The sequence below is a fragment of the Dyadobacter frigoris genome, from assembly GCF_005280585.1.
In the GTDB taxonomy this organism is placed as follows: Bacteria; Bacteroidota; Bacteroidia; order Cytophagales; family Spirosomataceae; genus Dyadobacter; species Dyadobacter frigoris.
Genome location: NZ_SZVO01000028.1, coordinates 37,316 through 46,805, shown reverse-complemented (window position 1 = coordinate 46,805; position 9,490 = coordinate 37,316). Strand labels below are relative to the sequence as shown.

12 protein-coding genes are annotated in these 9,490 nt (G+C 45.7%); all 12 read right to left on the bottom strand.

The annotated features are described in order from the left end of the window. Positions 1 to 1,183 precede the first annotated feature (1,183 nt). Positions 1,184 to 1,801 carry a hypothetical protein gene (locus tag FDK13_RS33485; RefSeq protein WP_137344378.1) on the bottom strand — a complete coding sequence of 206 codons (618 nt, stop codon included), beginning with the start codon at positions 1,799 to 1,801 and terminating at the stop codon, positions 1,184 to 1,186. Between the two features lie 270 nt (positions 1,802 to 2,071). Next, the gene (locus tag FDK13_RS33480; RefSeq protein WP_137344377.1) at positions 2,072 to 2,350 is read right to left on the bottom strand and encodes a hypothetical protein; all 279 of its coding nucleotides are present in this window, start codon (positions 2,348 to 2,350) and stop codon (positions 2,072 to 2,074) included. Between the two features lie 7 nt (positions 2,351 to 2,357). Then, positions 2,358 to 2,627, bottom strand: a complete 270-nt coding sequence (locus tag FDK13_RS33475; RefSeq protein ID WP_137344376.1) for a helix-turn-helix domain-containing protein — start codon at positions 2,625 to 2,627, stop codon at positions 2,358 to 2,360. A 91-nt stretch (positions 2,628 to 2,718) separates the two neighbouring features. Further along, positions 2,719 to 3,006 carry a hypothetical protein gene (locus FDK13_RS33470; protein WP_137344375.1) on the bottom strand — a complete coding sequence of 96 codons (288 nt, stop codon included), beginning with the start codon at positions 3,004 to 3,006 and terminating at the stop codon, positions 2,719 to 2,721. A 76-nt stretch (positions 3,007 to 3,082) separates the two neighbouring features. Beyond that, on the bottom strand, positions 3,083 to 3,901 hold the full coding sequence (locus FDK13_RS33465; protein WP_137344374.1) for a hypothetical protein: 819 nt from the start codon (positions 3,899 to 3,901) through the stop codon (positions 3,083 to 3,085). A gap of 24 nt (positions 3,902 to 3,925) precedes the next feature. Continuing rightward, positions 3,926 to 4,771: a conjugative transposon protein TraN gene (gene traN, locus FDK13_RS33460; RefSeq protein ID WP_170982992.1), complete on the bottom strand. Its 846-nt coding sequence runs from the start codon at positions 4,769 to 4,771 to the stop codon at positions 3,926 to 3,928. Between the two features lie 37 nt (positions 4,772 to 4,808). Then, positions 4,809 to 6,104, bottom strand: a complete 1,296-nt coding sequence (gene traM / locus FDK13_RS33455) for a conjugative transposon protein TraM (protein WP_137344372.1) — start codon at positions 6,102 to 6,104, stop codon at positions 4,809 to 4,811. Between the two features lie 5 nt (positions 6,105 to 6,109). Beyond that, positions 6,110 to 6,442 carry a hypothetical protein gene (locus FDK13_RS33450; protein ID WP_137344371.1) on the bottom strand — a complete coding sequence of 111 codons (333 nt, stop codon included), beginning with the start codon at positions 6,440 to 6,442 and terminating at the stop codon, positions 6,110 to 6,112. Between the two features lie 4 nt (positions 6,443 to 6,446). After that, complete coding sequence (gene traK / locus FDK13_RS33445) at positions 6,447 to 7,064, bottom strand: conjugative transposon protein TraK (protein ID WP_137344370.1); 618 nt, start codon at positions 7,062 to 7,064, stop codon at positions 6,447 to 6,449. Between the two features lie 18 nt (positions 7,065 to 7,082). After that, entirely contained in the window at positions 7,083 to 8,198 is a 1,116-nt protein-coding gene (gene traJ, locus FDK13_RS33440) for a conjugative transposon protein TraJ (protein WP_137344369.1), read from the bottom strand. Between the two features lie 7 nt (positions 8,199 to 8,205). After that, entirely contained in the window at positions 8,206 to 8,838 is a 633-nt protein-coding gene (locus tag FDK13_RS33435; protein ID WP_137344368.1) for a TerB family tellurite resistance protein, read from the bottom strand. A gap of 5 nt (positions 8,839 to 8,843) precedes the next feature. After that, positions 8,844 to 9,485: a hypothetical protein gene (locus tag FDK13_RS33430; protein ID WP_137344367.1), complete on the bottom strand. Its 642-nt coding sequence runs from the start codon at positions 9,483 to 9,485 to the stop codon at positions 8,844 to 8,846. Between the last annotated feature and the right edge of the window lie 5 nt (positions 9,486 to 9,490).

The window sequence follows — 9,490 nt, the reverse complement described above, 5'->3', positions numbered from 1 at the left end:
ACACGTATCCATTCAGACAACCGACATCTACGCCCGTGCTGATTCCAAGCAAAAACGGGATGCTTTTGAAAAGGTTTATGTTGAAATGAAACCTGAAAAATCCAAAGCTAACTCGTGGGAGAAAGATGATACCTTGTTGGAATGGCTAAGGAACCTTAAAAAATAGCTGCATTATTATGTAAAGTGATATTGTAAAGTAGACGGCCAAACACACCTGTTTACCCCTCTTTATGATGTTGCTTTACATAATCTTTTACTTTCCATAATTACCGTTATGCAAAGCTTTGCATAACGGTCACAGGTTATTTTCAAAACATTAGAAAATACGATGATGGTGAAGCGAAAGTAAAATCGGTGCTTTTTGGGGGAACAGCGCAGCTTAGGTCACAGCGCGCCTTTGAGCTTTGTGAAGGGTTCACCCAAAATGGAAATGGCCTGTTTCAATTGAATTAGCAAAGGGGAGGCCTTCGTGCCTCCCCCTAAAAACACCCGTGATGAAAAGATATCCAGATTTATCTAATACAGCGCGCCCGGATTCTCTGTCCGCTTTTTCCGGTAGAGATCCCTTAAGTATTGGACTTTATTCCGCACAAAACAGCTGATCTTTTAGCTCGTCCCGCTGCTTATGAAGATCGGTATGACGACCGCTTGCTTGCTCTGGCCAAAGAGGTTAGAAACCAAGCTAAATGTGATTTGTAATCGGGGTTAGCTTGGTTTAGCGCTTTCAGCGCGTAGCTATAAGCGTTTCTCGGTTACGACGAGGTGAACAGCTTATCAGGAGCAGAGGACTGCTGGCCTATGCGGAAATCGAAAGCCGGATTTGGTAATACAAAAATGGCAACATCCAAAGACTGACACGTGCCCGAGCAGTCGTATACAACCTCACACCATACTGCCATACGGCATTAAAATCACGTATTAGCGCATCGATGACTAAACAAATTCTTATTTTAGTCAGCAAACGGGAATTTCAGAGCGCGTGAGCTTCAGGAAGCCGGTAAAATGATATAAAGCATCTGTGTACTGCTTTGGTCATCGATATCAGTCAGGTGCTTGATTTTGTTTTAGTTGACCTATAACCTCTGGTTAGAATGGAGGAAAGATCTAAAATGATGGGAGGTTTGTAAGAAATTGTTAATTCATATTTGAAATCCAGCTGGGTGGAAATGTTTCCTTGAAACTGCTAACCACCTACGGTTGTGAGGCTGACAACACTATGCAGATGATTGTCACTATGATACATCAGATTATCATAAATGTCAACCTTGATAAGTCTTCCGCTGGCCATACTGCTCACGATAAAATTATTGCGCTGGAAATAGCCAAAGCCATAAAACTGACGAAAATCCACCCGGCCAGGACTATGTCCGGGCTGCCTTGGGTATGACCGGCTGACGCTTTGAAAGCTTAAATGCTCAAAGCCGCAGCTTTGCCCGTAGTTTTCCAGAAGCTGCCAGCCGTATTTATTTTCAATCAGCGGAATCATGGCCGTCAGCTCAGGCCAGTTGGGAAGGTAAAGATCAAGATTTTGATCCTGTGTGTAAGGGCGAAGCCATTTGACAAAATCATAAAGCTCGGGGTGCTTGTAGCAAAGTGCTAAAAGCTGTTTCCACTTCGTGCGCAGCTCTTTGTCCAGTCCCTGCGGGAAAGCCTCGCGCTCGGTGTTGAAATCATAGCTGTACCAGGTTTGGATTTTGATTTGGCCTAAAAGCTCAGGGTCTATCCAGCTGAGTTTAAACTTAAAAAGCGATTTGTTTGGATCGGGCGGTAGCGCCCTTGCTTTTAGCGGTTTTCTGATCATTTTTTTTTGTGTTTTAATCGGATAGAAACAAAGTATAATCCTTTTCAATCGATTCATAGTTTAATCGTTCCATTGAAACTCCATTGAAATTCAATTGAAACTCAATTGAAAGTTGGATGGGAATATCCCGAAATTTCCAGGGCATAGCAGGGCGCCTGACCAGTGGGTCTGGTCAGTAACGGTTTGTGCTATATGTGCTGGAAATTTTGCCCGGTTTCCTTCTGCAAGCGCTTGCAAAAGGACCAAGGATTTTGATAAGTGTTTAAGCTTTCAGGGAATGATAAAAACTTTGCTTGCCTGCTTGGGATGATAGGAAGGATGGTAATGAATGTAGCCAAAACGCACCAGGTCGGCCATGTATTTATGGTAGGTCGGAACGCTTTTGATGCGGGCAATCGGCATGACGATCTTTCTTGAAATCGTAAAAGGACTGATACCCTGGTTCTGGCGGAGTAAATGAAGCAGCGCCATGTAGGTGCCAATGTGCCAGATGCTGACCCTTTTGTCCAAAAGGATCCGGGTTTGAAATTGAACGGTGCTGTTTTCCATGACGTGTTTAGTTTTGATTTTTACCTGATTTTAAAAGCGCGTCTATATCAGATTGCAGATAATAAAACGAGCCGCCTATTTTGGTATGTTTGAGTGTGCCATTTACGCGCAAGGTTTGCAGCGTACCGGGCGAAATGCTCAGCATCGCCCTAACCTGTGCGCTTTTAAGCCACTGGGTTTTTTGGGTGGCTTGCGCGGAAAAATGCGCTTTAATATCTTCGAGCAGCTGCGCTCGCAGCTGCCGAAGATCTTCTTTAGTGATCAGTTCTATTTCCATTTTACATTAAATTATGAGCAGCCGATTACAGCATTTTTGTGCTGATGTGGCCATTTTAAATACTTGAAAGGATCGTTTATTTTCTGGCGCGTTACATCGCAATAAGCAAGACCTGGCTTGGCTTATTGCGTTTAAAAACGGGCATGTACTGCAAGTAACCAAACGCGTGAAGGTCGTGCATACAGCGGTAGTAGGTGCTGCGACTTGAAATCTTACAGATATCAATGATCTGCTGGCTGAAAACATGGATCGGATCGGCAGCGGGCTGGTCTTTGCTGTAAAAGACGAGTGCCATGTAAATACTGATATGGGTGGTGCTGATACAGGGATCTTTTCTGATCGCATCGAAAAACCGGCTGACAAGATTTAAACTTTCCATGATTAATTGAATGATTTTGGTTGAAGATTGGGGAAGAGAATCAGAATACTGCTGTCACTCTTCCCCTGCATGTAATTTAGCCTACAGACATCCCTTTACTTTGACTAGCCTTTTTACCCTTGTACTGGCTATTTTCAGAAGCTTCGTTCTGCTGGCTGACCGTCTGTTTTTGATCCTCTTTTTTAACCGACTGATCCTGACGTGCCGTCTGCTGTTGGTTTTCTGATTTCTCTTGCCGGTTCGCAATCCTTTTCATGTTCTCATCGTAGACGGTAATGGATTTAAACTGCGGGGCAGCCTGGATAAAATGCTTTTTTTCTACGCCGTCTTTTTCAAAGGTCACCACTTGCCGGTTTCCTTTTTGCAGTGATTCGGTCAGCTTTCTTTTATCAAATTCAACACCCAGTTCTTTAATGGGCAGCTTTTCCAGTGCTTTATCGAGCTCAAAGCCGTATTTCTGGTGGAACTGTTTGATTTTGAAGTTTCCGTTGTTTTCAGTCTGCTTAAAATCCATTTGCAGCCAGGCGTTAAACTTCTTTCCTTCTTTATTGGTCAGATCCTTATTTACCGCGCGCCCATCCATCAGATTATAGGCTTCTTTGAGCGTCACATTACCCCCTTGCTTATTTACATAAAAGGTCTGTTTGAGCGCTTCTTTCTGGTTCTCTTTTTTCAGCTCAGCCTGATAGCTGTTTAGAAAATACAGATCGCTTTGGGTGGAGCGCTTAAAATGCAGTTCGGAATTTACCTGGTCTTTTCCAAAGGCAGTTTGGTGCTGCAAGGTGAACTCGGGTGCCTTCTTTTGAAGGTTTGCCTTCAGATCATTTTCAAGCGACTCTCCAAAGCCTGAGTATTTGACCTGGTCTTTCAGGTACTCAAAATTTTTCTGATTCATAACCGTATAATTTTAAGTGAATAATTAAAGAGCACTAGCTTTTAAAAGGGTCTTGTTTCGGATCTCAACGAGCGGGTGTCTGCCGCCGCCAAGCTCGCTCATCTTGATACTTAGTTTTTTTGCAGCGTCCAGCATCATTTTGGGCAGCGCAAAAACTTTCACAGAAGCGCTGCCAGGCTCGATTCTGGTAGAATCATTGTAAATCTGCACAGGCTGGATTTCGAGCTGCTGCATTGCGCCACGTTTGGCTTTTTTAGAGTCCTCTACAAAAAAGCGGATGCTTTCAATATCGTAGGGAATAGGTGAACGATTTATCAGCCTGAGCTGGTAATACATGATATCACCTTCAATGTATATACCCAGAAGCTGCATTTTGACCTGATAGGATTTATCCGAAATGCCGTGTAGCGCTCGGGGGAGCGTGCTGATTTTCTCAGCGTTTTGCACGATCTGCGCCTGGTTATGATCGTCCTTTAAGATCGCCCCTTGTCCTGTCTCATCCATATCTTTGGAAAAGCCAATGTTGAGTTGCAAGGGCTCAGGACTGTAATCCACCAGAAAACTATACAGCTTGCCATCGCGGGTGAGCACAGTCAGGTTAGACTGCTCAAATCCGCCTTGCGCGGCTTTAAGCTGCAAAATGTTACTGACTCCTTTGGCCTTCTGCGCCAGAATCCTCCGGCTTCCTTTATCGACACTGACAATATCGTAGGGGAAAATAATGTTGGTCGTTTTCTGAGTCGTTATTTCTAGCGGATAAGGGCTGATACCATAGAGCTCCGTTTTTTGCGCACTGGCTGCAAGGTTTATGATTAAAAGAAGCAGCACGGATGCAGATATGATTTGCAGGATATATTTGAAAAAAGTCATAGTATAAAAGTGATAAAGTGAAAACTGATTTGCTTGCTCATCTGGACACGATCCCTGAGCCATTCTTATCATAAAGCAGCACCTTGTAGCCCTCGCGGATCGATACCTGTTGTAATTTGGCCTTCCGGCTCAGAAGTGTTTTACTGGCCTTTATGGCTGCATCTGCCGCCTGCGCGCCTAATGAATTGTCCAGCGTGCCCATACTAATCCCACTAGAAGCCTGCGATGCTGACTGCTTGGCAACATCGCGGGTAATAGCACCCGGAATATAAATGCCTGGCTGTCCGTCCAGATCATAGACCATCAGATTTACTGTGAAAAGAGCGTTTTCATGCCGGACTGACTGAATCTGGATATTGAGCCGCTCACCGCTCAGGCTCGCAGTGCCAAAAAGAAAACTGCCTTTTGGAATCAGCTGGTCCTGGATGAAAATGTCAGTGCTGAGTTTAAGTTTGACCGTCGAGCCAGAGACGAGCCTTGGGTTCTGGTCAATAACGGCTTCAATCGCCTTTTGCTGCGCGCTGCTGACAGGCTCATCGAGTGAGAAAAAGCCGTTCTGCTCGAAATTTACCAGACTATTTTGCAGCGAATCATTTGGCCCGACTGCTTGCAGAAGACTGGCTTCGGGCAGCTGCTGTGTGAGCGAAACGCTACTGGCCTTTGGGTTCATGCTGTCCGCTACGCTGTTTTTTGGGGCCAGTTCAGGGTTTTGGATCTGAATGATTTTATCGAGCATGTCTGAAAGTGCTGCAAGTTCCGGATCACTTTCAGGCGTTTCAGCCTCTTGGCTGGTGGCCTGGGCAAGGATCGTCTGAAGCTGCTTTTCAAGCTGCTCATGGGCCGCATCTTTTGAGGCTTCACTATCTTTTTCAGGTGTTTTAAACGAAGGCTCAGAGGCGGAGCTCAGTGCCGCATTGAGCGCTTCAAGCTTTTTATAGACCTGCTCGGGTTTTGGATCTGATGCTGTTTTTCGTTTGGCACCACCCCGCCGGGCAGGTGTTTGCGGCAGTAGTGATACACCTTCTGTGGTTGCCGGAGCTAGCGCTAAGCTATCTTGGAAATACGGATCCTTTTTTAAAAGCTGCGCACGTTTGGCGGAATCCTGGGCTGCCTTTTCATAGTAGCTCAGTTTGTTGATCAGCTTATCCTGATTGATAATCGCATCGGGAAGCGCAGTGTTCAAGCCCTGGTTTTCTGCCAGCGGAAACTCTTGGTTTTTATTGACTTTCGAGACGATCACCCCGTAAAAAACGGTGATAAAAGGTAGTAGCACAAGCGGCAAAAAGGTGTAAAAACGCCGCTGTTTTAAAAAGTGCTCAGAATGATTTTGCATGGTTGTTATCGTTTTGGTGAAGAATTAGAAAGACTATCCTGGATATGCACATACTCCAGACTATTCAGATACTTCTCAAAAGGCTGGGGGCTTTTCCAGTAATACTGCCAGCTGTCACTTTTTGAGAATTCTGGCAGCTGTTCTGTTGTGATGCCGTCTATAATGAGCCTTAGAAAACCAAGACCTGTCAGACTGATCAGAAGAATCAATACCGGCATCTTTATTTTTTCCGGGATCCGAGCCAATAGGTTTTGCAGCCTTGCGCGAAACGACCGGATTTCAAGGGTCTTGTTTTCAGACGCTGCCGGCCTTTTATGTCTGTTAAAATCGTAGAACATGACGCTAACGGTTACGAATGGAGATATCTTTATTTTCAAGGGTCCTCCACTGCTCGATCAGAAAACCGTGGGGGTTGTTATCGCTACGCAGTGTGTTTCTCAGGTACCCTTCGGTGATCAGTCTTCGCAAGACGACACTGGTCGCGCGGGTAATGGTCTGCACCCCGTAGTATTTAAAGTAATAGGGGTAGGCGTGCGTATCGATCTGAATGCTGTCGCGGCTGATGCTCTGGCTGATATTGGAGGAAATAATACTGTTGTAAAAACCTGCTTCCCGCAGATTATCATACTGTTTTTTCGCCGAACCGTCTGCCAGATAAAGGGCTTTCACCAGATTGTTTTGAATAAGCTTGTCATCGGGTTCAAGCGAAAAGAAATACCAGTGAAAACTGCTGACATGGTCGCGTGCTTCAACAGGCACATTGTCCTTTCTTTGCGATGAGAAAGCTTCAAGGATCTTTCCGCTTTCCAGGATATAAACCCTGCTTTGCGCGTTTTCAACCATGACCGCCGAGCGGTAAAAAGTAAAGCAGCAAAGCGCGATACAGCCAAGACTTACAATGAGTGAAAAGCTGCGGATCTGCCGGAAAGCGGTATCGATATTTTTAGCGATTTTAAACATAGACTGTCTTATTTGATTTTAGGATTTTCGTTTTCTGTCGGGTACCGCGCTTTTAGCAAGGCTGCCAAAACCCCGGCCGGCAGCCGCCGCCGTGCTAAATGCTGCCGTCACAGTAGATGCAAAAAGGCTGGATACTTTGTGGGTGAGCGCGTTACCACCTCCTGCGTGGATGATGTAACCTGCTACCGATGGCACAGAAAAGTAGCCCACAATGCCAATGATCAGAAAAATTAGGTACGCGCTATCATGCGCGCCGAAAACGGTATCACCCTGGGTTTTGATTTGCGAGATATCAAGCTCAATCATTTTCTGCTGGATCACCGAGATGATCGCGCCGAAGATATTGGCCACCGGAAGCCATAAATAGATATTAATGTATCGGGCAATCCAGCCAGACAGTGTGTGCTGAAAGCCATCAAAAACCGATATCCCAAAGGCAAGCGGCCCGATAATGGCCAGCACGATCAGATGAAAGGTGCGCATCGTGTTGATGCAAAGCGCAGCGGACTCAAAAATGAGTTGAAGGATCTGGCTGATCCAGGCTTTGATTGCATTACGAAAATTAAAAGATTCTTTGGCCATGTAAAACTTTACATCGTTGCCCAGCCCTTCCAAAAGCCCTTCCGAGTAGTTTTCCCCGTAGGTGTATTTAAGCCATTTGTCTTTGTCACCGCCTCCGGTCTGCCCGACAAACATCTGCCAGCTCTCAGACTCTTTGACGGCCTGCTCTTTCTGTTTTAAAAGTACAGCGATTGCCTGGTTGGAACCCTGCACCATCGAAGCGGTGGCCGCCACGGTTGGCGAGAGGATTCCGTTGATCATCGCAATGACCTTGGGGAAAATAAGGATCGCAAAACCCAGGGCGAAAGGACGCAGCAACGGATAGATGTCAATGGGTTCAGCCGCGGCAAGATGCCGCCATACCCGGGAGGCAATATACCAAAGGGCTGCAAAACCTGCGATGCCCCGGCCGACACTGATCAGTTTTTCACAGAGCGGCATCATTTGATCGTAAAGGTCACCCAGCACACTTTGCAGTCCGCTGATCTGCCCGGCCAGCCCTTGCGCGTGGCTGGCAATTGGGCAGAATAGACACAGCAGCCATGTAAATAGTAATTTTTTAGATGGGCTCATAAGCGTTTTAGTTTGATTGCCCGTGAAGGGTTTGACTCATTTTGATATCCTGATACTCCTTTTTTCTTTGCAGCGCCAGAACGCTAGTCGAAGCGTTGAACTGGCGCAGAAAAACCAGTGATTCTGTCATATCTTCGTAGATGCTATCGACCGCTTTGAGCCGCTCGTCATCGGACATGCGCAATTTTTTAGCGGTCAATACGTCTGTGAGTGCATCCAGGTTTTTAACACTTCTTTTAATCAGCCGCCCGTAAACAGATTCCAGGTAATCCATCTCATCGGGGTTTAGAAAACCCGAGGCGGAGAAGTGCCGCTGCGCAGCCTGGTATTCTTTTAAAAGCGCGAGCTGGAGCGCAATGATATCCTTGATTCTTTGATAGTTTTTTACCCCCGGACTCACTTCAAGAAGACCATCCAGAAAAGCCTGGTGCAGATTAAAGTTGCTTTTTGAAAGATCCCGGATCAGCGTGTAGCCTTTGAAAAGGATATCGTAACCTTCTTTCAGTTCTTGCAGGATCTTACGGAGCTGATTAAGCTTTTCAATATTTAAAATGAGCTGCGTGACCTCGGCAGTCTGCGCGTGAAGTTTCACTGGTTGCGCCAGTGTAAAAAACAGCAGGGCTAATAGTAGCTTTTTCATGAATTCTAGTTTAGGCCGTGAAGCGCACGGCCGGTTTGGATTTGATCTTTTTCACTGGACCGCTGCCTTGTAAGCATCACCGACTGACTTTGAAACGAGCTTACAAAACGGTAGTTTGATAGCATTTGGCTGTATAGCACTTCGAGTCTTTCAAGCCGCTGGGCATCATTCATTTTTAGGTTTCCGTCCCGGATCAGCGTCAGAAGCGCATTAAGTATTCCCTGACAGTCATCGTAAACTTTGCCGTATACTTTGCTGACATAAGAAAGCTCCTGGGCTGTCAGCTGTCCGCTTATGGCAAGAAGGGTAGGGCCTTTGTTACAAATTTCATTGATCTGCCCGTGCAGGTCTGTGATGTCCTTCAAGCGTGGGTTGCCAGCAATCACCGGATTTACGATCAGCAGCGTATCAAAGAAATTCTTGTGCAGTTTAAATTCCTTGTTTTTAATGCTGTGAATCGTAGCGAGGCCTTCTTTGGCGATCTTATAACCTTTTTTGGTGAGCTCCAGATAGATTTTAAGCTCAGCGATCTGAGTTTGCAAATACTTTTTCTGCGTTTTTTTCTGGCGCAGCCATTCATTCAGATTCTGCCCGATTGCAGGTTTTATAAAAAGTATAAGAAGCATGAGCGGTAATCGCTTTTTCATAGGTC

Excerpts from the sequence above, each read along its gene's own strand:
- FDK13_RS33470 (WP_137344375.1), bottom strand. The coding sequence starts at position 3,006 with ATGGAAAGTTTAAATCTTGTCAGCCGGTTTTTCGATGCGATCAGAAAA.
- FDK13_RS33475 (WP_137344376.1), bottom strand. The coding sequence starts at position 2,627 with ATGGAAATAGAACTGATCACTAAAGAAGATCTTCGGCAGCTGCGAGCG.
- FDK13_RS33485 (WP_137344378.1), bottom strand. The coding sequence starts at position 1,801 with ATGATCAGAAAACCGCTAAAAGCAAGGGCGCTACCGCCCGATCCAAAC.
- FDK13_RS33465 (WP_137344374.1), bottom strand. The coding sequence starts at position 3,901 with ATGAATCAGAAAAATTTTGAGTACCTGAAAGACCAGGTCAAATACTCA.
- traK (WP_137344370.1), bottom strand. The coding sequence starts at position 7,064 with ATGTTTAAAATCGCTAAAAATATCGATACCGCTTTCCGGCAGATCCGC.
- FDK13_RS33430 (WP_137344367.1), bottom strand. The coding sequence starts at position 9,485 with ATGAAAAAGCGATTACCGCTCATGCTTCTTATACTTTTTATAAAACCT.
- traJ (WP_137344369.1), bottom strand. The coding sequence starts at position 8,198 with ATGAGCCCATCTAAAAAATTACTATTTACATGGCTGCTGTGTCTATTC.
- FDK13_RS33480 (WP_137344377.1), bottom strand. The coding sequence starts at position 2,350 with ATGGAAAACAGCACCGTTCAATTTCAAACCCGGATCCTTTTGGACAAA.
- traM (WP_137344372.1), bottom strand. The coding sequence starts at position 6,104 with ATGCAAAATCATTCTGAGCACTTTTTAAAACAGCGGCGTTTTTACACC.
- FDK13_RS33435 (WP_137344368.1), bottom strand. The coding sequence starts at position 8,838 with ATGAAAAAGCTACTATTAGCCCTGCTGTTTTTTACACTGGCGCAACCA.
- FDK13_RS33450 (WP_137344371.1), bottom strand. The coding sequence starts at position 6,442 with ATGTTCTACGATTTTAACAGACATAAAAGGCCGGCAGCGTCTGAAAAC.
- traN (WP_170982992.1), bottom strand. The coding sequence starts at position 4,771 with ATGACTTTTTTCAAATATATCCTGCAAATCATATCTGCATCCGTGCTG.